This is a genomic window from Sphingopyxis flava, assembly GCF_900168005.1.
GTDB lineage: Bacteria > Pseudomonadota > Alphaproteobacteria > Sphingomonadales > Sphingomonadaceae > Sphingopyxis > Sphingopyxis flava.
Genome location: NZ_FUYP01000017.1, coordinates 47,535 through 69,963, shown reverse-complemented (window position 1 = coordinate 69,963; position 22,429 = coordinate 47,535). Strand labels below are relative to the sequence as shown.

16 protein-coding genes and 1 tRNA gene are annotated in these 22,429 nt (G+C 62.5%); 2 read left to right on the top strand and 15 right to left on the bottom strand.

What is annotated here, in order from left to right; translation table 11 throughout:
• Positions 1-348 precede the first annotated feature (348 nt).
• The 8 genes from B5X69_RS14035 to B5X69_RS14000 form a co-directional block, all read right to left on the bottom strand.
• Positions 349-765, bottom strand: a complete 417-nt coding sequence (locus B5X69_RS14035; RefSeq protein ID WP_079639338.1) for a hypothetical protein — start codon at positions 763-765, stop codon at positions 349-351.
• Positions 765-4,886: an Eco57I restriction-modification methylase domain-containing protein gene (locus B5X69_RS14030; RefSeq protein WP_079639337.1), complete on the bottom strand. Its 4,122-nt coding sequence runs from the start codon at positions 4,884-4,886 to the stop codon at positions 765-767. The genes B5X69_RS14035 and B5X69_RS14030 overlap by 1 nt, the downstream gene beginning before the upstream one ends.
• A gap of 39 nt (positions 4,887-4,925) precedes the next feature.
• Positions 4,926-6,032, bottom strand: coding sequence for a tyrosine-type recombinase/integrase (locus B5X69_RS14025; RefSeq protein ID WP_079639336.1), 1,107 nt, complete (start codon positions 6,030-6,032; stop codon positions 4,926-4,928).
• A 6-nt stretch (positions 6,033-6,038) separates the two neighbouring features.
• A complete protein-coding gene (locus B5X69_RS14020; RefSeq protein WP_079639335.1) occupies positions 6,039-6,515 on the bottom strand; it encodes a helix-turn-helix domain-containing protein in 477 nt (158 codons plus the stop codon).
• A 4-nt stretch (positions 6,516-6,519) separates the two neighbouring features.
• Entirely contained in the window at positions 6,520-6,687 is a 168-nt protein-coding gene (locus B5X69_RS14015) for a helix-turn-helix domain-containing protein (protein ID WP_079639334.1), read from the bottom strand.
• Between the two features lie 84 nt (positions 6,688-6,771).
• Positions 6,772-7,728 (bottom strand): hypothetical protein, encoded by a 957-nt coding sequence (locus tag B5X69_RS14010; RefSeq protein WP_079639333.1) that lies wholly within the window; start codon positions 7,726-7,728, stop codon positions 6,772-6,774.
• A 44-nt stretch (positions 7,729-7,772) separates the two neighbouring features.
• Complete coding sequence (locus B5X69_RS14005; RefSeq protein ID WP_079639332.1) at positions 7,773-9,008, bottom strand: tyrosine-type recombinase/integrase; 1,236 nt, start codon at positions 9,006-9,008, stop codon at positions 7,773-7,775.
• Positions 9,009-9,184: 176 nt separating this feature from the next.
• Positions 9,185-9,258: transfer RNA gene (locus B5X69_RS14000), tRNA-Gly, on the bottom strand.
• Positions 9,259-9,357: 99 nt separating this feature from the next.
• On the opposite strand from B5X69_RS14000, the gene dinB reads away from it, so the two are divergent.
• A complete protein-coding gene (dinB, locus tag B5X69_RS13995; protein WP_079639331.1) occupies positions 9,358-10,479 on the top strand; it encodes a DNA polymerase IV in 1,122 nt (373 codons plus the stop codon).
• Between the two features lie 268 nt (positions 10,480-10,747).
• Here the strand turns inward: dinB and B5X69_RS13990 are convergent, their stop codons facing one another.
• The 7 genes from B5X69_RS13990 to B5X69_RS13955 all read right to left on the bottom strand — a co-directional run bounded on the left by B5X69_RS13990 (position 10,748) and on the right by B5X69_RS13955 (position 21,626).
• A complete protein-coding gene (locus B5X69_RS13990) occupies positions 10,748-14,182 on the bottom strand; it encodes a CHAT domain-containing protein (protein WP_079639330.1) in 3,435 nt (1,144 codons plus the stop codon).
• 470 nt (positions 14,183-14,652) lie between these two features.
• The gene (locus B5X69_RS13980) at positions 14,653-16,038 is read right to left on the bottom strand and encodes a PepSY-associated TM helix domain-containing protein (RefSeq protein ID WP_079639328.1); all 1,386 of its coding nucleotides are present in this window, start codon (positions 16,036-16,038) and stop codon (positions 14,653-14,655) included.
• On the bottom strand, positions 16,035-18,302 hold the full coding sequence (locus B5X69_RS13975; RefSeq protein WP_079639327.1) for a TonB-dependent receptor: 2,268 nt from the start codon (positions 18,300-18,302) through the stop codon (positions 16,035-16,037). Before B5X69_RS13975 ends, B5X69_RS13980 begins: the two co-directional genes overlap by 4 nt.
• 174 nt (positions 18,303-18,476) lie before the next feature.
• A complete protein-coding gene (locus B5X69_RS13970; RefSeq protein ID WP_245798748.1) occupies positions 18,477-19,322 on the bottom strand; it encodes a multicopper oxidase domain-containing protein in 846 nt (281 codons plus the stop codon).
• A gap of 104 nt (positions 19,323-19,426) precedes the next feature.
• Positions 19,427-19,816, bottom strand: coding sequence for a c-type cytochrome (locus tag B5X69_RS13965; RefSeq protein WP_079639325.1), 390 nt, complete (start codon positions 19,814-19,816; stop codon positions 19,427-19,429).
• A complete protein-coding gene (locus B5X69_RS13960; RefSeq protein WP_079639324.1) occupies positions 19,816-20,517 on the bottom strand; it encodes a c-type cytochrome in 702 nt (233 codons plus the stop codon). The genes B5X69_RS13965 and B5X69_RS13960 overlap by 1 nt, the downstream gene beginning before the upstream one ends.
• An 11-nt stretch (positions 20,518-20,528) precedes the next feature.
• The gene (locus B5X69_RS13955) at positions 20,529-21,626 is read right to left on the bottom strand and encodes a multicopper oxidase domain-containing protein (protein ID WP_245798747.1); all 1,098 of its coding nucleotides are present in this window, start codon (positions 21,624-21,626) and stop codon (positions 20,529-20,531) included.
• A 316-nt stretch (positions 21,627-21,942) separates the two neighbouring features.
• Here B5X69_RS13955 and B5X69_RS13950 point away from each other — a divergent pair, with 316 nt between their 5' ends.
• The gene (locus tag B5X69_RS13950) at positions 21,943-22,395 is read left to right on the top strand and encodes an RrF2 family transcriptional regulator (protein ID WP_079639322.1); all 453 of its coding nucleotides are present in this window, start codon (positions 21,943-21,945) and stop codon (positions 22,393-22,395) included.
• Positions 22,396-22,429: the final 34 nt, after the last annotated feature.

Genomic DNA, 22,429 nt, shown 5'->3' with positions numbered 1-22,429 from the left:
ACAACTACCGCTTGCGCGTGCTCGCTCTTTGCGGTTGGAATGGCGTCATCAATCGGGTCTGATCCACCCTCATCCCCCGTTCACGGGGAAGAGCCGCTCTTTGCGGTTGGAACGGCGTCATCAATCGGGTCTGATCCACCCTCATCCCCCGTTCACGGGGAAGAGCCCGAATTCGTAAATGGTGTGAGACGCCCTGAAATCGGCTTCTGGAGCGGTAGCGGGAACCGCAAAGTCAACGAAAATGGCCATTTTCCGACGATGGTCGACGATGTCGATTTATTTGGCCCCCAAAAAGGCCCCCAATTGCTCTTCGTGACCGGGTAATGTCGGTCATATTTTCCGGTTCGGTCATTTTGGCTCTTGGTTTTTGAGCTTGCGGTTCGCCTCGGCAATCTCGCTAAGCAGCACCTTTTCATAGTGCGACGACACGCCTCTACCGCCCGGTCGCCATCCTTGCGCCCGCGCGCCCGACATCTTCGCCCATTCCCTTTCTTGCTGTTCGGGCGTCTTGACTCGTTTTTTGGCGCCATTGGGATTGCGGGCAAGCCATTCGGCCGAACGCGCCTCCTTCGCCATTTTTAGCGCCCATATCTCTTCGCGCTCGAACCAATAATCGTCCGGCACGGCCGGGTCGGTTCGCAGTTCGCCAGCCTCGGCGCGTCGCATCATTTCCTTTTTGGTCAATCCGGCAAGCCCGGCCGCCTTGGGCAGCGAAAACCAGTAAAGGTCGCCATCCTGCCGAACGTCGGGTTTGCGCTTTGCCATTACCCCGCCACCACCGCGTCGGGCTGTCCGGCGATCAGGGCATTGATGTAGGCCAGCGCAAGGTCTCGGCTGCGGTAGCTGTCGCCATAGGCCGCCCGCTCTTGCCGCTCGACAATCGGGAAGGTCGAATAAATGTAGCGGATATCGTCCCGGCTTTGCGCCGGGTCGGCCGGGTCGAAAATGCCGTAGAGGATGAAATAAAGCGCATCGAGCTTGGCGCGAAGGTGCAACCGCCTCTCTTCGTCCCAGAGGAAGGGCGGCAGCACATCGCCCGCCTCATCAACATATCCCATATCGCGCGCAAATGGCGCCATGTCGTGTGCGGTGTAGGTGAGCTCTAGCACAGATTCCTTGATCAAATCGGTTGCCGATTTGGGACCGAACGATCGCGCATATGCAGGCGGCAGAACGACGGGCAATTGCTCTAGCAGATACCACGACAAATGGTTCCCGTGGACTTTCTGGCGCGCCAGATAATCGTAAATCACGCAATTGAGGTTTGCGATAAGATGCAAAGCCGTTTGCGAATAACTGCCCTTGTCCGCACCGTCAGGCGGGAACAGGACAGGAAGCGTATGACCCGCGCCGTAGCGCGGCATGATCGTGGCAATGGTCGTCCGGGCATTCGTAACGGAGGTCACGTCCTTTAGCGCGAGGCACCAGTCTGTTGGCGCGCTCCACCCCGTAACATCGGACATCACCCAATAACGGGGAGTCGGAAGGCGTGAGGGATCGCGGTGGTCCGCGTCGGTCAAATCTGAACCTTGTCCCGACCGGAATACGTTGGCTTCTGCTAGCACGATGTCGGACGCCCGATGATCGAAGGCTTGAACCATTTTCCCCTCATATAGAGGAACCCAAACGCCAGCTTCGGACTGAAAACGGTTGCCGCCTATGGGCCAAGCCGCTTCATCATTCTCAAGCTCCGTCCGCGTGCGAAAACTCCCGCTGTCGTTTGCCATGTCCAACATACGGACATACCGAACGGGCCAAACTTCTTTGCCAGTTTCGCGATCAACCATCACAGACGTCTTTGCATAGATGCTTGTCGTAACGTCCTTGTCGCGGCGCGACCTGAATATCGGCGCGGTCCCACTATTCGGGTTGATCCGGTTTATCTCTTCAGCGGTAAGGGGAAAGACCCGGTCCGGGTTCTTAACCTCCTCAACGTCACGAATGAAGAAACCGAACGACGCACTATCGAACGTGCGTTTTTCGCCTCCTCCAACATAGGCGCAGAATTTGAATCGGTAGTAGACATCGGGGAAATAGAGGTTGCCGTCATAACGACGGTTAAAGAAGTCTATCACGCTGTGAACCTGCCGCCGGGCCATCACACCGCGAAAGAATGCCGACGCGCTCTGGTCCGATGCAATCCCAGATGGAACAAGCAATCCAACCATACCGTTCGGCTTGACCAGTGCGTGCGCGCGTTCGACGAACAGCGAATTCAGATTAGTATCGCCGCCGGAAAGTAATGGGTATTGCCCGCCCTTACGGGCGACGCGCGCCGTCGCCATCGCACGGCCCTCCGCTCTTTCATAATCATCGAACAGCGGATCGCCCGCATCCTTTAGCGCTTTAATCAGGCGCGCCCGGTCGGATGCGCGTTGCGCCTTCGCAATTTCTGGCCGCCGTGCCGCGAACCATTCGACCTGTTGGAGCTTGATCCGGTCCCAAGGCGGATTTCCTACGATTGCATCGAAGCCGCCTTCGCGTTCGGTGCTACCCCAATTGTCCCAGACGCCGGGAAACTGGATTTGCCAGTTCAAGAAGCGCTCTTCGTCGATCAACGCGCGCGCCTCGCGCCAGATCGCGGTGAAGCGCTCCACCTCTTCGGCGCGCGCCTTGCCGCCTTCGGGCGCGACCCGGCCGCGCGCGATCGGGATCGGCTCGCCGAACCGCCCGTCGAGCCACAGCGCGACCAGCGCCTTGTCCTGCTTGTCTTTCAGGTCGAGCCAGTCGAGCGCGTGCATGAAACTGACAAAGCCGTCCAGCGGCCCCGTCTGCGCTTCGACGTCGTGCCACATTTCGGCGCTGCGATGCGCCTCGGCAACCTCGGCATCGGTCAGCGATTCGATGGTGCGCATGACGACGGCTTGGCGCTGTGCGTTGCTCAGCGGTTCGTGAAGGAACAACCCGCCGCCCCTCCCGGCCTTGTCGAGTGCATCGCGCACCCAAAGGCCGAACAGGCTGTCGCCCGCCGCCAGATGATGGTCGATGAAGCTCAGCGGCGCGCCCACTGTAAAGGTATGCAGCCACAGCGCCACCTTCGCCAGCTCGACCGCCATCGGATTCTTGTCGGCGCCATAGACACAGCGCTTCAGGACCATGCGCTTTACCAACTGGGGGTCGTCCAGTTGCTCTTCGCTGACGCTCCAGCCCGCATCGTCAGCATTGTGCCGGATGGTCGCGCGCACCTTGCGAATCTCTTCGGACACCGGGCTTTCATAATCGAGCGCCGCGACATCGCGCGCCAACGCCCGCGCCTCTTCGATAGCGTCGAGCGCGTGATTGGTCAGACGGTCCACCAGCGAAACGAGGAAATGGCCCGACCCCATCGCCGGGTCGCAGACCTTCAACCGCGTGATCGCCCGCGCCGGGTCGGCCTTTTGCAACTGCGCAATGCGATAATCTTCGCTGTCCTTCGGTTTCAACGCCGCCAGCGCCGTCTTGAAACCCTCCAGCGCGTCGTCGATCAACGGCGCCAGCGTTTCGTCAAGGATCAACAGAACCAGTTCGTCGGGCGTGTAATAGCTCCCCGAATTCTTGCGCGCGAAGATGTTCGGCCGGACATCGACCGCGCCGTCGGCGTCGCGCGAAAGTTCAAACTCCAGCAAGCGTTCATAGATCGAACCAAGCTGTTGCACCGACAGGTCGCGATAATTGATATAGCGGCGACGCCCGTCCGCTTGTTCAAAAGATAAAATGTCGATCGCTTCGGCCATCACCGCGTCGGGAAGCGCAATAGACGCCAGCAAGGGTGTCGCATCGGCGTTGAACAGCCCGCCATTATAGGGTGGCAATCCCACCGACGGATCGCCCTTGTCGATCATCGTCGCCAGATCGGCAAAGCGATTCCAGTAATTGCGCGCCACCGCCGAAAAGGCATCCCCCGCATCCTTGCGCTGTCCGACATCGAGTCGTGCAATGCGCAAAGCATAATCGTCAAACCGCCGATCGCGCACCGGCAACAGCCCCCGGTCCTCGGCATACAGGACGAACAGCAACCGATAGAGCAGGATCAGCGTCGCCTGTCGCACGTCGTCGAGCGGCGTGTCGGCCGGTGCAGCGGCAGCGACGGCCTTGCCCAGCGATGGGTAGAGGGTTCCAAACACTTTATCCGACAGGCTCTTTGCCACCCGCTCTTCATAGAAGGCTGCATCGCGCCGCGCGCTGTCGTGGAAGCTGGGTGCGGTATCGCTCGCCCGTTCAAAAGCGGTGCGAGAGAACATGACAACAAACACGGCCAGCCAATGGTCGCGTTCGGCATCGGTAACGCCGTCGTCGAGCAACTGGGGAGCGAGCGACAGGATGCGCGCTAGGTCGAGTTCCAGATAATCGTCGATCGTCGAACGCGCGCCCGAAAAATAGAGCCGCCATTTGGCGCCGTTGGTCAAAATGCCCCAGCGAAGCCGTCCATTGGTCAGGTCGTCGATGCGACGCAGATAGCGCAGCAATTGGGTTGATGGAGTGTCGCGGTCGGCGCCCTTGCGCCCTTCGGCCCGGTCAAGTGCGCGACCCCAGCGCTTGCTTTCCAGCACCGCCGCACCGAATGCGTAACGCCGCCACTCTTCGGGATGCGCGTTCGCGGCGGCCTTGGCGTCGTTGTCGATAAAAAGCAGTCCGTCGGGAACATCGACGCGGCCCGCCGCCGACAGGTTTTGCTGGGTCAGAAAGTCGGTCCAGCCTAGCAGGCGAAGGATCGGCCAAACCAAATCGCCTTCGGTCGTCGCCTCGTTCGGCCCGTCCGCGTGCGGGAAGCCAGCGAGGATTTGGCCCAATTCGACGCGAACGGCCGGAACATCGACCGCGCCGTAATTCGGCGTCGCGGTGATGCCTTCGGCAAGATAATCTTGGGTAAAAAGCGCACCGGATGCGAACAGGCTAGGATCGTGCATCGCGCCGGTCTATCCGTCCCGGCCGTTGTCGCCAAGAGGTTAGGCGGCACCATTTCCGTCTACATGCTTCATCGCTGCCATTACCCGCGCGACCAGAGCCGGATCGACGGCCGGGACGGGATTTGCTTCGCCCAACGCCCGGATCAACGCTGCCTGTCGGTGCGCTGCAACATTGCCGTAACTGGTCAGTGTCGTCATCACCCGCTCGTGCCCCAGATTTTGCGACCATGCCTTGAATTGTTCGGGCGTCGAGCACCGCTGCTCGCCAAGCTGCACCAGCGTGTCGCGGAACGAATGCGGATTGAAATAGGGCAATCCGGCCGCCTCGAAGGCATTGCGGAAAATATCGCGGATCGGCCCGGCGCTATGCCAGCCGTCGCGCCGCAAGCCGACCGGCCGGAACGCGCCGCCATCGCCCAGCCCTATTTGCGTTGCCGGAAACAGCGGATCGTCGTCGCCCCATAGCGATTTCGTGCGCAGAAAATCGCACCAGTCGGACATGATCGCGAACGCCTCGCCACCGACCGGAAAAAACCATGTCGAAAAGGTCTTGCTCGCCTTCGTGCGCACATCGCGGGCATCCTGATCCACCCGGCCTTCGACAAGATCGACATGCTTCAGCTTGAACGACGCCAGCGCCCCGTCGCGCGCGCCGGTCAGGATGGCGAATGCGATCAGCGCGCGGTTGCGCAGTTCAACCGCGCTGTTCGTCGGCATCGTGGAAAGAACGTAGTGGATTTGCTCCAACGACGGGAACGCCTTAACGCGCGTCGCCTTGGCAATTCGCACGTCCTTTTCCGGCAGATTGAAATAGTCGGCGTCCGAATAGCGCAGCCGGGATTTGTAGCCCGGTTGACCGGCGAGCCAGACGAAGAATGTGCGCAGCGCCGACAGCGTGCCATGCACCGTCGCTCGGCTCAGCGGCTTGCCGGTGCGCACCGCGACGGCCTCGTCCAGCTTGCGTTTGAAGGCCACCGCCTGCTCGCGGTGAAAGCTCTTGAAGTCCTTGTGCCCGTTCGACTCCTCGAACCGCGATAGCGCCTTGGCGACCGCATCGATCGAAGCTTCGTCGCGGCGCTGCGCTTCCTTCAGATAGGCGAAATATTCGCGCTTGATCCGGGCGTTCGCGCCATTGTGCTTTGCCATGGTCTATCAGTCCTTTCGTTCGTCACAATTCAGGGAAGGCGAAGCCCGCTCTATTAGGCGTGCGCCTGCTTCCCTGATTTGGACGTCGATTCCGGGCATGATCGCATCAATGTCGGCACCGCGAGCGCGGCGGAACATTATGGTTCCGCAAATCTCGCAAAGCGCCGTCAGGTCGCCGGTCGCAGCGTTTCGCCCGACATATTCGACCATGCCGAGCGCCGGGCCACGCGGCTCGCGGCATTTCAGGCAATAGATCGTGCCGGGCGGGCAGGGACGCTTCCCAGCCTTGCGCTTGCGGTCCAGAAAGGCGCGCAGCTCGTGCCCCAGGATCAGCATCGGCCGCCCGCTATCGACGACAGGCAGGCCCTTCTTGATCCAGCCGCGCACGCTGTTCTTGTGGACACCGAGCGTGCGGGCAGCTTCGTCCGCACTGTAGGCGCGGTGAATTTTGATCAGGCGCGGATTGATCCACCGGACGGGCACGGCGTTACGCCTTGCCCGAAACCAGCTTGTGGATTGATTCCGCGCGGATCAGTGTGCGGCGACCGAGCTTGAACGCTTCGAGCCGTCCGTCGGCGATCATCGCATAAATCGACGTGCGGCCCATGCTCAGCACGCGGGCGGCTTCATTGATCGAGTAAGCGAGACGATCCATTGGCTTTGCTCCTGCATTGAACGCTGGCGTTCCAGCGAATGCAGGGATCGTCGCCGGTGCAAAATTCGGCGGAAAGTTCGGCGGCTATTCGGCGGCGCTTTCATCGCCGATTGGCTTGGGGCCTCGCTTTCGGCCACCTGCCAACACCCTTATTCGATCGCGAGAAATATGGTGGTCTGGAAAACTGGCGCGGGCGAGTGTCCATAAATCATCGATGGATAACCCTTCGCGAACGCTGGCCTTTCCCTCCCACCATTTTTTCAGGCGCGGATCAGGAAGGCGCGGCTTCGATCCGCCATCGTCCCCGTCATCTTTGTCATCATCCGATTGGGTTTCAGTCGGCGGCGCCAGAGCCGCACGAAGGAAGTGCACTCCGACCAGATTGACCCGGCACCAGTTTTTCTCGACAAAGGCATTTCCGCCAAAGCTGCCCAGCGCCCAGTCGATTTTCGCTTCGGTCGAATGAATACAAGATTCCCAAAACCATAGCGGCACGTCCCATTCGCGCTCTATCGTGAGCGAGGTGGAGTGCCGGTGGTGTCGAGACATTTGCACGGCGCGTGCCGAAACAAACCCCAACTCCGCCAACTCGATGAGTCGGCGTCGGGCGACCGCGTAATAAACCCCCTCGTTCTTCTCGATTATCGCGCACGCGGCGCGAGCATTCACCCAATCGGGATTGGACTCAACCGAAAGCGACCGCGCAACGATTGGGCGACGTTCGATCGGTAAGAGAGCTAGGATTGCTGCCAAGTCAAACTCGACGCCAAAGGCGCGAAGCTCAATCTCCTGCTTGATCCACGTCGAGAAGTCTCCGGCCTCCCAATTTTGTTCAAGCGCAAGATCGCCTTCAGCCCACCAAAATTCCTTGGGAACGGGGCAATTGTCTTTCGATTCATCGCCATACTGAAGGCGGGCGGCCCGAGAGTTCAGCATTCCAGCGTGAGCGCGAATGCAAATCGAGTCCCCGGCCGCGCTCAAACTGCCGCCGTCGGCGACAATACGGCGCGCGGTTGCCGCGTCGATCCATTGCGAAGCCATCGGCGCGCATCATGAATACAACCGGTCACGCGATGCAATCAGAATTATTTTGCGGAGGTGCGAGCGGGCAACGGCACAATGTCTGCTCCCTTGCGCAGCATGTCGAGATGATCGCTCCACCATTGCGCCATCGTGACCCGTTCGTCCCAATGCGCGCCACGATGATAGGCCGCGCGCACCTTGTCGCTATCACCGTGCGCCAGCGCGCGTTCGATCGCGTCGGGGTGCCATTTGCCGCTTTCGTTGAGCAAGGTCGAAGCCATCGCGCGAAAGCCGTGCGCGGTCATTTCATCGCTGGCATAGCCCAGCCGCCGCAAAGCCCCGTTCAGCGTGTTTTCGCTCATCGGCCGGGTTCGCGTGCGAACCGATGGAAAGACATAGCCCGTCGCCCCGGTCGCCTCGTGAATTTCGCGGAACAGCGCAATGGCTTGCCGTGACAGCGGAACATGGTGCGGCTTGCGCATTTTGGTGCGCCCGGCCGGGATGGCCCAGATAGCCGCGTCCAGATCAATCTCGCTCCAATCGGCGTGGCGTAGCTCGCCGGGGCGAACAAAGACGTGCGGCGCGAGCTGGAGCGCCAACTTCGTAATGCCGCTGCCGTCATAGTCATCGATTGAGCGCAGCAGTTCGCCAACACGCTTCGCGTCCGTGATCGCGCCGTAATGCGTGACGGTCGGCGAAGTCAGCGCGCCGCGCAAATCGCGCGTCGGGTCGGACGTCAGCCGCGCCGTCGCGACGGCATAGCGAAAGACAAGGCTCGCGAGTTGCAGCGTGCGCCGCGCGCTCTCCAGCTTGCCCCTCGCTTCGATCTTACGGACGGCGGCCAGCACGTCGGCAGGTTCGATCTCACCGATCGGCAATCGCCCGATCGAAGCATTGAGCCGCGTCAACAGGGATTCGGTGCGAATGACCGTCGATTGTGCCCAGCCCTTTTCACCGTCGCGCTGGCGCTTCGCGCAATATTCGGCAGCGATGGCTGCGAAGCTGTTATCGACCGACAGCTTCGCCCTGATCTTGTTGCGCTGCTTTTCGCGCGCGGGGTCGCCGCCAAGCGCGATTTGCTCGCGGGCTGCATCGCGACGCTTTCGGGCCTCGCTCAAACTGACGTCGGGATAGCGCCCCAGCGACAGCTTGCGTTCTCTGCCATCGATTCGGAATTTGAGCCGCCAAAGCTTCCCTCCCGCTGGCGTGACCAGCACGAAAAGGCCCCCAGAATCCGCCAACTTATAATCACGCTCGGCAGGCTTAGCATTGCGTATTGCCGTATCGGTCAGGGCCATGTTGGGGGCCTTTTTATTCGATGGCGGGATTGAAACCCAAAAGGCCCCCATAAAAAGCCCCCAGATTTTCCGGCTACCAGCGCTCAATCGCGAACGTCCGCGACCAATTCAGACGTAAAATATGGCAGATTTCCGGGGAAAGTCCAGACATTAGCGGTCGGTGATGTATGAGAAAATGGAGCGGGTAGCGGGAATCGAACCCGCCTAGCTAGCTTGGAAGGCTAGAGCATTACCACTATGCTATACCCGCGTCTCCAAGGCGAGCGCGATTGCCAGTTTGCAGCGCGAGCGTCAAGCGAAACACCGCGCCGAGATTGAGAACATTATGGCAACATGCTAGGCGGCACGTGTGAGCAAGACCGAGGCCAGCGGCGATAAGGGGGCGGACCTGCCGGTCCGCAAGATCATCCATGTCGACATGGACGCTTTCTACGCCTCGGTCGAGCAGCGCGATAACAGGGCGCTGCGGGGCAAACCTGTCGCGGTCGGGGGCTCCTCACGGCGCGGCGTGGTCGCGGCGGCATCGTACGAGGCCCGCAAGTTCGGCGTCAGGTCGGCAATGCCGAGCATAACCGCCAAGCGCCAATGCCCCGATCTGATCTTCGTTCCGCCCCGCTTCGATGTCTATCGCGAGATATCGCACCAGATCCGCGCGATCTTTCGTGACTACGCCGACGAGGTTGAACCGCTTTCGCTCGACGAGGCCTATCTCGACGTCACCCGTGACAAGGCGGGGCTCGGCAGCGCAACTGCTACCGCGCGGCTGATCCGTCTGCGCATTCGGGCGGAGACCGGCCTCACCGCATCTGCCGGCGTTTCATACAACAAGTTCATCGCCAAGCTCGCGTCCGATCAGAAAAAGCCCGACGGGCTCACCGTCATCCCGCCCGGCAAGGGTGCCGCCTTCGTCCAGACGCTCTCGATCCGGCGATTTCACGGCATCGGCCCCGTCACTGCGGCGAAGATGGAAGGGCTTGGTATATTCTCGGGGGCCGACCTTGCCGCAAAGGACATGGCGTGGCTCGCGGCGCATTTCGGGAACAGCGCCGAATGGCTCCACAATCTGGCGCGCGGAATCGACCATCGACGGGTGCGATCGAACCGGCCCTTGAAGTCGCTCGGCGGTGAGCGGACATTCTTCAACGATCTTGCGACCGAAACCGAAATCCGCGAGGCGCTTGCGCATGTCTGCACCGTCGTGTGGGACCGCGCCGCGAAAAAGCAAGCGCGCGGGCGCACGGTGACGCTCAAACTGCGTTATTCCGACTTCCGAACGATCACGCGGGCGAAGTCGGTGCCCTTCCCGATCGGTGATGGGGCGAGTCTGCTCGCAGTGGGCGAAGCGATCCTCGCGCCAATACTGCCGGTGGAACAGGGCATCAGGCTTCTCGGGGTGACGCTGAGCAAATTCGAGGGCGAGGAGGATGCAAAGGAGGCCGCAGATCCGGCCGACCTGCTGAGCTTAATCTAATCCGCGCTCCCTGGCCGGTCGGGTCAGGACATTGACGCCGCCCTTCGCGCAATGCGTCGCCGACGGGTCAGTCTGCGATTCCGGGCTGGCACCGTGGGATTAGCGCGTAGGACGCGCAAAGCCGCTGAATATCCCATCGACGAAGGGTTTAAATCGTGATTCCTGGTAAGCTTTAACATCGGTGTAACGGGGCCGGCAGTGAGACCGATATTCGTGACTTCGGCCATGCGCGAACTTTGCCTGGTTTAACAATATGCGTGAGGCAATTTTAGTGTATGCCATCACCGATGAGCGAAAAGGGCGCCCATGCACTGGGATGCGCCCAGCTCTGCAAAAAGGCATCGGCACGCGGGTCATTCCGAATTTCGCGCTCGGCCCGCTGCAGCGCCTCTGCGCGCGACAGCGAGGGGTCGGCGCGCATCAGCTCAAACAGCCGGACCGTGAGCACCGCAGCAACGTCGTCGCGCACGGGCCAGTGCGAGGCGAGCAGACTTTCAGCGCCCGCAAAGAAAAAGGCGCGGGCGAGCCCCGAAAGCCCAGGCGCGCCAGCGCTGCCATCCCCCGCGGCCGTATTGCACGCCGACAGGATTACCCAGCGCGCGCCAAGATCGAGCGCAGCAACCTCGGATGCGGTCAGGAAACCATCGTCGGCGCTGCTCGCCGTGACAGGCGGGGTGAACACTAGCCCCGGCTCGGCGTTACCGCCGACTTCGCCCGCGACGAGGCCGTGGGTCGCGAGAAACAGCACCGACAGGCCCGTGAGTTTGCCGCGCTTGATGTTGGTCTCGGTCGCCTCGCGGGCGAGATAGAGCCGCGCCCGTTCGGCGCCGAGCAGTGCCTCCATCGCTCTGAGTTCGCTTTCGGTGCCGGGCAGCCGTGCAAGTTTGCGCAGCGCCTCCGGATCGGCGAGCGGTGGGCCGCCGCCAGGCGCCGGGCGCAGCCCTGCCGCCCCTGGCAGCCCGGTGCTGCGCGTTCCGCGGTTGCGACCGCCGGCGCCGCGCGGTGCCGCGTCACCTTCGAGTAGCGGATCGCCGAAGCCCACCATTGCAACGCCCGCGCGCGCATCGTTGCGCGCCGCGACCGCGCGGAGGAGCAGGAGCGATTGGAGCGAGGGGAGCTGGAGCAGTGCGACCTTATCGGCGAACCAGGGCGTCGCGCGCAGCGCCGCGGGATCGCCGTCGGCTCCGGTGGGTTCAGCGGTGACAAGAATGCCGAGCGGCAGCGACGAAATTGCACCGCTCGCGGCTGTGAAGAGATGCTGCTTGCCCGCGAGCCGCGCCTCGAACCGAGCGAACAGTTCGCGGTAAAGGGTCCAGGCCGTCGTGCGATCGAAGGGAAAGTCGCCCTCGCCTTCAGCCGACCATTTTGCATCCTCCTCGGGCGTAACGTCGATGTTGGCACCGACATCCCACAGCAAGCGGCGGACGTGCGCGCCGAGGCGGCCTTCATCGAGATCGCTGCGATGCCAGTCGAGGCTTTGGTTGGTAACGAGAAGGCCATGCGTGCCGAACTCGGTCGGAACGATCATCAGCATCGCCTCGTCGGGCGCGAGCAGCGCCTGCGCTTCGGCGAGCGTCAGCGGGCGCGGACGAATGAACTCGAAATAGCCAGGCGCTGCTTCCGCAATCGCGCGGTCGACCTCCTCGCGGCGAAATTCCAGCCGGTCCCGTCGTGCCAGATTGTCGCGATACCAGCGCTGATAGGGGTCACCCATCAGCGCGTCGGCGGGAGGAAGCTCGGCAGCGATTGCGTCGATCTGCCGGTCGATTTCGCGCCGCTCGTCGAGCAGCGCCTTCGCGCCGCCGCGATTGATGGCCCGCTCGGCTGCAGCCTTGGCAACCGCAGCGCCGGCCGTCCCCATCTGTACCTCCTGCAAGGCGACGAAGGCTTCTTCCGCCGCAGCGGCGTCGCGCGCGTGCACTGTCCATAGAGCGTCGGCATAGATCGCGGAATAGTCAGCGCGCTCGTAGCCGCCGTAAATCGAGGGATTGTCACTCTGCGCATAGACAATCTCGTCCTCGCGCGAAAAGCCGATACCGCTGCGCCACGCCGCCTTGCCGCGCCGGGCGTGACGTGCCGCAGCGAGCGCTTCGACAGGATCGCCGCCGGTTTGGAGAAGCAGCCGGGCGAAATCGGCCTTGAGGTCGTTGAGCGGACCATGCGGATCGCTGATCGCGCCCATGCCGCTCGCGAGCAATCGTGCCTTGGCCGGATCGGCATAGAAGCTGCTCTTGTCGTTCACGGGCAAGGCCAGGATTTCGCGTAGCGCGTCGATAGCATCCCCTCGCCGCCCCTGGTCGACAAGCCAGTCGCTCAGATAGGATAGCGTCACCCAGACCTGATAACCGTCGTCGCCTTCGGCGCTGCGCATGACCGCGAGTGCCCGTCGGTACCAGCTTTCGGTCTCTGAATCATTGGCGAGCCGGTCGCTGGTCGTGGCAATCTGGCGCAAGATACGGCCATACTCAAAGGACGATGCGCCATATCGCCGCCGGATCAGTTCGGCCTCCTCTTTCTCGAGCGCGACCCGCGCGGCAACATCGCCATGTCTCACCGCTTCCCCGCGCTGTCTGAGCGCGTGCATCTGCGTTTCGAAATCCGCCGACGTGTCGGCTGCGGCGAGCAGATCGGAGCTGCCGATCGCGGTAAGGAGCGTACGCGCCCGGTCCTTCTCGCCCGCAATGACCGAATCCTCGGCAAACGCCTTGAGCAATCCATCGAGCAGTTTGCGATACTCGTGTTCGAAATAGTCGGCGCCTTCGGCAGCCCCGCGCGCATAGACGGGTTCGGCAGCGAGAAGGGGGAACCAGCGGTAGCCAAGCTCGCGCCCGCGGACTGGGTCTGCCTCGCCGACCGCAACCTTCCACATCGCGAAATCGGCGAGCAGCCAATAGTCGGCACGGCAGGCATCCACGGCACAGCCCGCAAGTGCCTCAAGGCGAGGAAGCGCAGCAGCGCGCAGGATCGCGATGCCGCGCTCGCGCTGTCCAACCTCGCCCAGATAGCGCGCGAAGTCACTCATGAAGTCGCGGCGGTCGGCGGCGGCACGGTCGCAGGAGATACCCCATTCGGCACCCTCGCACCCCTCCCACCGGGGCGTGAAGCGCGTGATCGCCGCTTCAAAGGCCGCCACGCCCTCGTCTGCGCGGCCAAGATCGGCGAGAAGCTGGCCATAGAGGAGGAGAGCATCGCCGAGGTCTTTCTCGTCGCGCACGCAACCGAGCACGACCTCGCCGCCGGGCCGCCGCTCGATGCGGCCGCAGCGCGCCGCCTCTTCGGTCATCGCGGCAACATAGTCGCGGTACCAGGGCAGCGCCTCTTCGCGAAACCCGTCGGCGATCAGCGACGTCGCAAAGCCATGCTTCGCATCGGCGGCGACGAGGCTGTCGGCGCCGTGGAGCCGGGTGAGAATGGCGATCGCCCGCTCGGCGGTGCGGTGCGCGTCGGGTCGGCGCTCTGCAAGGCGAAGATGGCCCGACTGTTCGATGAGTCCTTGCGCATATTCGTCGCTTTCGGTGCCATAATATTTGGCTATGAGCGCGAGCAATTGTTCGCCGGGCCGCGCGCGCTGGTCGACCGGGGCGGCCGCGACGGCCTGCTTCTTTGCGGCGATGTCCGGCGGCTCCTGCGCGATCAGCGTGCCGGGCAGCGAACAGAGGGTGAGCAGGAGCAGCACCAGCCGTCGCTTCCATGATCGGATCATCGCGCATTCCCCCTGACGCACCTGTTAGCGCCCTGGCGGGCAAGCGGCAATTGACCATGATCACGAGGGAAGACGTCAGGCGGGCGCGGTGCCTTGCATCGGCCGCCGCGTGGCAACGCGTCGTCAAGGCGCGGCGGGAAGAGCCCGCGTTTGGGCCTTACATCAAAAACTGGCCACGATGGGGAATGAACGCAGCGAAGGGGGTAAGCGGACTTGCCCCGACCGCCGACTGAGGGCTCGCGCTTCCGGCGACGATACCAATGCCAAGCGAAACGAAAGCCGCGAGCGCCGTTAGCCGGCGCGCCGCCACATCTTCATGCCTGCGGATCGAGAGTGCGCCCATGATGCGATCATCGCGCATCAAGCGCTGCGGGCAAATCGATCCGGTTCACTATGTGAAGCTCGTCGTCGATCGGCCGTTTCGTCAAACCTCTCGAATATTGCCCATATGGGCTGCAGCTCTTCAGAGCCTACCCTGCGGCGGCGTTGCGCGATGCCACTCCCAGCCATCGCGCGGCCCGCGGCAAATGCGGGAGTACCAGCCACTCGAACAAACAGAGCGCCATCAGCGAAATCGCCAGTAGCGGCAGCATGGCGGCAAGCACCAGCAAGACCGCGACGACCCCGCCGATGCGCGCGGGAACTTGCGCGGGCGGGGGCGCCCCCAGCACCCCCGCGGGCTTGCGCCGACGCCAGATGACGAAGCCGCTGACCGCGATCACGATGAGGCCGATCGCGGTCAGCACGCCGATGAGCTGGTTCATCCACCCAAACAGCTGCCCCTCGTGCCACGCGATGCCGTATCCCACGACGCGGTCGATCACATGATCGTCGGCAAAGCCGTCGCGGCTGGTTTCGCGGCCCGTCGCCAGATCATAGGTGATGCTCGTTCGCCGCGGCCTGTCCTGCGCGTCCGAGCGGACCGTCCACGCCATGACGCCCGCCGCTCCGGGCGGGCTCGGTGCGCCGGGCGGCGTGACGATCACGGGAAAGGCGAGATGCTCGGCCTCGGCTTTCGCGACGATCATATCCAGACCGGCCTGCGGGGCACCGGTCGCGGCCATCGACATGCTGCGCGCCATCGCGGCACCACCATGCGCGGCGTGCGCATCGCCGCTCGGCGCCGGGGCTTCGCCGCCCAGCGTCCAGTCCTGCGGTCCCTTGACCCAGCCCATTTCGGTGCGCGCCGCCTTGAAGGCGCTGCCCCAGACTCCTGTCCAGGGCAGCGCCGTGACGAGCAGCAGCAGCGCCAGGCCCGACACCCAGAATCCCGTGACCGCGTGCAGGTCGCGCCAGAGCAGCCGCCGTCCGCCGCCGAAGCGCGGCCACACCACTCCGGCAAGCCGGCGGCCGCGCGGCCACCAGAGGTAAAGCCCCGACAATAGGAGCACCAGCGCCCAGCTCGCTGCCAGTTCGACGATCCAGCTTCCGGGCTTGCCGAGCAATAATTGTCCGTGGATGCGCTTGACCCATTCCATCAGGCGCGCCTCGGGCGCGATGCTGCCGAGCACCGCGCCCTGGGGAGATACGAACACGTCGCGCTGCGCGCGGCCGTCGCGCGGGACGAGATGGATCATTGCCGCATCGCCATGGCGTTCGGGCAGGCGATAGCTGGCGAACCGGGCGCCCGGGAACGCCGTCAGCGCGGCCGCCACCTGCTCCTGAGCCGTGACAGCGCGCGCAGTCGGCAGGCCCTGGAAGGCGCGTTCCTCCCATCGTTCTACCTGCGGCTTGAACAGATAGGCTGTGCCGGTCATGGCCAGCAGCAGGACGAAGGGGATGACGATCAGCCCGGCATAAAAATGCCAGCGCCAGATCGCGGCGTAGAGCGGCTGCCGCGGATCGCGCGCGCTCATAGCGCGGTGTTCCACCTGAGACCGAGCACGATGGTCCGTCCCGGATAGGGGTGATAGACGAACGCCTTTTCATCGAGCAGGTTGTCAACACCAGCCGAGAGCTCGAAACTCCCGAACCGCTTGATCGCCTTGAGGTCGACGAAGGCGAAGGTCGAGACGCAATAGAAAGTGTCGCACCGAGATGTGCCGTTATTCTCGATATTGCGATCGGGCGTGCTTTGGTAGCGGAAATTCGCGGCAAACGTCCAGTCGGCGCGGGAGCTGTAACGGATGCTGGCGTTCGCCCGCCATTTGGGCACGCGCGGGAATTTGTTGCCGACCAGCGCGGGGTTGAGCGTGTTGCGTGTCACCTCCGCATCGATCCACGAAGCGTTCGCATCGAACGATAGCCCGTCGATCAGGATGTTGTCGGCCGACAGGATCGCTTCCGCCCCCCAGGTGCGGACCTTGCCGATGTTGGTCATCAGCGTGGCTTGCGTCAGATCGCTCGTCACCGCATCGGGAATCGCGATGATCTGCGAGAAGATCGTGTCCCTGACGTCCTGCCGGTAGCCAGAGAGCGTGACCTTGACCTTACCGATCCGGCGCGTCGCCGTCAGTTGCAGGTCGATCGCGCGTTCAGGTTCAAGGTCGGGGTTGAAACCGTTGAGGTCGAGATCCCCGACATTGGGGCCATAGGCGACCAACCCGGCCTGATAGAGTTCGCGCACTGTGGGAAAGCGCGTGGCGAGCGCGGCCGAGGCGACGAATTCGCTATTATCGTCGGGCTTGAAGCTCAGCGCCGCTTTGGGCGACCAGCCCTCGCGGCTCCGTTTGGCATAGCGAAGGGTCGCGCCGCCGTTCGTCAGAAAGCCGCCTGACGCGCGCCAGGCCTCATAACGCAGGCCGAGCGTCGCCGTCAGCTTAGGCGTCAGGGCGATGGCGTCCTCGACGAACGCGCCGAGCAGCCGGGTCTCGCCGCCCGACGCATCGCGCAGGCCGGTCACGCTGGCGCGCCGCCAGTCGGACGTGGCATGCGTACGGTTGTCGTCGGCATAGCCCGCATAGGACAGGCCCAGCGCCAGCGCATGCGCGCCGAAGCGGCGTTCCGCCGTGCCGTCAAAGCTGTTCCACCCGGCGTCATTGGTCGTCAGCCGCCCGCTATTCGGGCGTTCGCCCGTCACGATGTCGAAATTGCCGGAGCGGCGTTCCCGATTGCTCAACACGTCGAACCGGCTGAATGACAGGTCGAGACTCCAGCCCGCCGCCTCGCCCGACAGGCCGATGCCCGCCAGCAATTCGGTCGATCCGGCGATTCCCCTATTGACGCCGCCGATGCCGACGAAGGTTTCCGCGCCACTGGCGCCCCGCAGGAAGCTCCGGGGGTTCAGCATATCTTCCCGATTGACGAGCAGAGCCGCGAGGCCGCGCAATTCCCAGCCGCCGCCAAGATCATATTGCGCGCGCAGGCGGAATTGATCCTCGGTGGAATCGACCGTCGAATCCTGTGCGCCGATCCGCAGGAAGGAGAGCTCGCTGTCGACGATGGACTGATCGTCATAAAGCGAAGAGGCGCTGACCGTCCGCCATTCCTGCGGCTGCCCTTCATTCTCGAAATGGCGGTAGCCGATCGAAACGCCGCCGCGATCGCCCAGAACGAAATCGAACCCGGCGTCGACCGACCAGCCGAACAGGTCTTCGTCGGTACTGTAGTATTTGTAATTCTGGCCGAATATCTGCGCGCTCAGCTGTGCTGCCGTTTCGGTGATTTCGCGTGTCTTGACGAGCATGGTCCCGCCCATCGAATGGCCCGAATAGCGCGCCGACGTCGGCCCATAAATGATTTCCGCGCGCGCGATGTCGTCGGGGGCCAGCACCGCCCATTTTGGCGCGGTAAGGAAATCGGCGCCGAGAAAGTTGGAGATGGTGAAGCCGTCCACCGTCACCAGCGCGCGCGGCGTCTGGGTCGTGTGCATGTTGCGGAACGACAGCGTCGCGTTGGCATCGCCGATATAGCGTTTGCGGACGATCAGCGCGGGCGCGTAGCGCACCACGTCCTCGGCATTGATCGCGTTGATCGCCGCGATCTGCTTACCGCCGACGGCGACGCCGAGCGCAGCCGTCCTGAGGTCCTGTAACTCGCAATTTTCAAGTTGCGCCGTGACGATGATGACGGACGGTGAAGCGCGAAGGGCGTCATCGTCGGCGGTTTCGGCAGCGGCGGCTGGAAGCGACATGCAGAAGGCGCTGGCGACGAGGCCGACCGGAATCGGAAGTCGGGGCATGAACCTTGGTGGTCCTTCTACTCGCGTTCGTTGCTCAGCGCGCACCGCGAGCAGCCGCCGACTGAAATCGGCGCACGCGGCGATGTCGACTGGGGTGCTCCGGCTCTCCGGCGAGGATCAAGGATCGCCCGGAGAGCCGGAACGGGGGAAAGGACATCTCCTTCCGGAGCGAGGTCAGGGAACCAGGATAAGATCGCCTCGCCCCATGGCCGGGTCGGCATCGTTCGAGAACATGAGGACGGCCATCGCGCCCGTATGCGCATGGGACATCGAGTGATCGACGATCACGTTCGCCCCCTCAACCGGCGAAATCAGATCGAAGGTTGCGCCGTCGCCGGGGCCGACCACCATGCTCTGCATCCCGACCTTTTTATTCGCGGGATTACCGCTCGGATAGACCGCGTCCCAAATGCCCGCGATCGGATGGAGCGAGGAAAATTCATTGGGTCCGGCGTTGATGAAATAGACGCGAACCCGTTCACCTGGCTTTGCGACCAGCATCTTGGTCGCCGCCGGGTCGTGCACAGGGTCATATTTGAACGCGACGCCATTGAAGACCACGTTCGACCAGTCGGATTTCATGATCGAGTGCAGATTGTCCGGGTTGGCGTATACTTCGGACTGGACCAGAACATATTCGCGGTCGGCCTTGGGAAGCGCATTGGGGTCCTTGGGATCGACCAGAATAACCCCGAACATGCCGCGGGCGATATGTTGGTACATCGGGTCCGAGCCGCAATGATAATAGAAGGCGCCAGGATGCGTTGCGACGAACTGGAACGTCTTGGTCTCACCCGGCTTGATCGCCTCGAAATCCTGAACCACGTCGACGCGCGCGGCGTGCAGGTCAATCGAATGCGAATTCTTGCTTGTAGCATCGTTGGTCAGGACAATGGTGACGGTGTCGCCTTCCGTCACACGGAGCAGCGGGCCGGGCACCTGACCCTCGAATGTCCACGACGCCTGCATCGTTCCCTTGTTGTCGATGGGAAGCGACACTTCCTTGGCAGTCAGCGTCAACGTTACCTCTTTGGCGAAACTGGGCTGACTGGCCATGGCAATGAACGCTGAAGCGGCCAGCAATATCGATCTACGCATACATATAACCCCTGCTCTGAATGAACTTATTGTGCCGTGCCGCACTTGCAGACATAGATGAGATAGTCCGCCATATCTTCGATCTGTTCCTTGGAAAGAACGGCCGACCAAGCCGGCATCAGTGCGGATTTGTTCACCGATCCTCCGCCTTCCGATATTGCCTTGATCATCTGGTCACGTGGCAGCGAGGACATGCCAGCGGTATCGCTATGATCCCGCGGCTGAACCGAAAGGCCGACGGTATTCACCCCCTTGCCATTGCGCTGGACGCCGTGGCACTGGGCGCAATAGATATCGTAAAGGTGCGCCGACGCCGCGATCTTGGGGCTTTCGCTTCCCGCTGTCGCAGGCTGGTGAGTGGCGATGGCGCCGGTCAATGCAACCAGACCCAACGCGGCAATCCCGAAGCGGATCATCACTCTTTCTCCTTCCCAAGCGACATGAGATATCCGGTGATGCGCTGAAGATCGGGCTCGGACAGGGTCAGCGTCGGCATCCAGACATGGGGATCGAACTGCTGCGGGTCCTTCATATAGGTGATGACATAATCGGCCCGCAGACGCTGGCCCGCGTCATAAAGCTCCGGCCCGGAAAGCCCGCCTGTGCCCGCCGCGCTCTGATGGCAGGCGATGCATCCGCGCAGCTTCGAAAAGGCCAGCTTGCCCATCGCCGCATTGGCGGATTCAGGCTTGAACGCACCTTCTTTAACGAGTCCGCCGCTCTTCAACTGCATCAGCTCGTCAGCCAGTTTCGTCGCGGCTTCCGCATCCACAGCGGGATGCTTCTCGACAGCGGCCGTGTCGATCGTGTCCCGGGGCTCGCCGGGTTTGGCGTGTTTGAACCACAGCACGCCGCCCGGGCGGATGACGGTCGGCTTTTGCAGCCAGGTGACGAGCCATTCCTTGTTGAACTTGTCGCCCGCATACCAGAGGTCGGGGCCTTTCCGCGTCCACAAGCGGTCCACCGTAGCCTCGGCCGGCTTCGTCAAAGCGTGGCACGATGCGCATTGGCGGGTCAGTTCGGACCCGGCTGCCTGGGCATCCACAGCGGTCGGGCGGAAGGCAAGCGCCACGAGGACGGCCCCCGCACTCGCCGCAAAGATCAATGAAGCTTTCATCGTGCGACTCCTCAAGCGACCGGGGTGCCCTTGAAATTGGGGTTCGTATGGATGCCGTGGGGTTTGCGAAGGCTCTCCTCGTAATAGAAGTCCGGCACGAACTCCTTGTGCGCCCAGTGGTAATAGGATTGATCGCGCGGGATGCCGTCATATTCGATGAGCGTCATGACCCCGCCATGCGGCGTGTGGCCGTTCATTGTGTGGCTGTCGATATGGTCGTGGATCATCCAGCGGCCCGGATTGTCGCAGCGCAGGATGATGTCGTATCGCTCGCCGGGGCCGACAAGCACGGTATCGGCGTTGATCGGCGCGGGAAGCTGATGGCCGTCCTTGAAGACGATCTGGAACACATGTCCATGGATGTGGATCGAATGGAAGCCGCCCCCGGCGCCGAACATGCGCAGACGAATAACGTCGCCCTCCTTGACGCGGATGGGCTGCGTTTCGGGGAAGGATTTGCCGTTGATCGTGAAATAGTCGAACACGTCGCCCGGCATGCCGCCTTGGCCGAGCTTGTCGGCCCATGACGACGCCCACTCCGAAAACATCAGGATATAGTCGCCCGTGACTTCGCGCTCGATCGGTGCGGGTTTGATGGGATCGATAATGAACGGCCCCCACATGCCGCGCGTCGCAACATGCTCGTTCACATTGACGTGGCAATGATACCACATCGTCCCCGCTGGCTCGGCAACAAACTTGTAGGTGAAGCTATCGCCGGGCTGGATGCCAAGCTGGGTCATGTCGGGAACACCGTCCATTTCCCAGCTTCCTCGCTGCAAGAGGCCGTGCCAGTGGATCGTATGGGGAAGGGTCGTCAGATTGTTGAGAACGACCTCGACATGATCCCCCTCGCGGACGTGAAACAGCGGTGCGGGAACCTGGCCGGCATAGGCAAAAGTCTGGAACGTCTGCTGCCCGACCAGCGTGATTCGGGTTTCCTCGATGTTCATCTCGAACTTGTGCTGCGCCGCCTGTCCGCGCGGCTTTCCAGCAGCGGCAGTCCTCTCTTTTCCAGCGGCATCGGATGACACGGCAGTCAATGCCGGAACCGCAACGGCTGCCCCCAGCCCTTTGAAAACGGCATCGCGTCGCGTGATTTGTGTCATCATTCATCCTTATAAGATGTATTTAAGATACATATTTTATATGAACGCAAAACCGGCCTGTCCAGCATTAAGATCAGCTGCTCCAATTTTAATCGAATCTGGCGCTATTGCGCGGGCGGGCGTGGATCGGACCCCGTTCAAAATCGCCCCGGCCCCAATCGATCCCCACAGGGCTTTCGGGCAGATCCTTCGGCGAAGGACCGAGTCGGCGGACAGGATTTTCGTGCACGAGCTCCAGGGTCAGGCGCGTGGGCTGGACCGGTCGGGCGCGTTCCTCTATTGAGGTTGCCAGGATAATCGCGGTCAGGAGAACTATGTGCGGTTCACCCGCTATACGGATTATTCGCTTCGGGTTTTGATCCATCTCGCGCTTCACGATGAACGCTTGTGCAAGATCGGTGAAATTTCGCGCATCTACGGCGTGTCACATAATCACCTTATGAAGGTCGCAAACGCGCTGGCTCATGACGGCTTCATCGAGACGGTGCGGGGTCGTTCAGGCGGTATGCGTCTGGCGCGCCCGGCCGATCAAATCAGTGTCGGCGAAGTCGTGCGACGAACCGAAGAAGGTTTCGAATTAGCCGAATGCTCTGGTTGCTCCCTGTCGCCTGCCTGCGGTCTCACGGGCGTTCTGGCAAAGGGTATGCAGGCCATGATGAATGTCTTCGATACCTACAGCGTTGCGGATCTGCTGACCGACCGTGATGCGATGCGGCGCCTGATGGCCCGGCAACCCCTGTTGGGAATCGGTCTCGGTGAAGAAGGTTAATGAGAAATGCCGAGTGCCGAGCGTCTTTCTATCC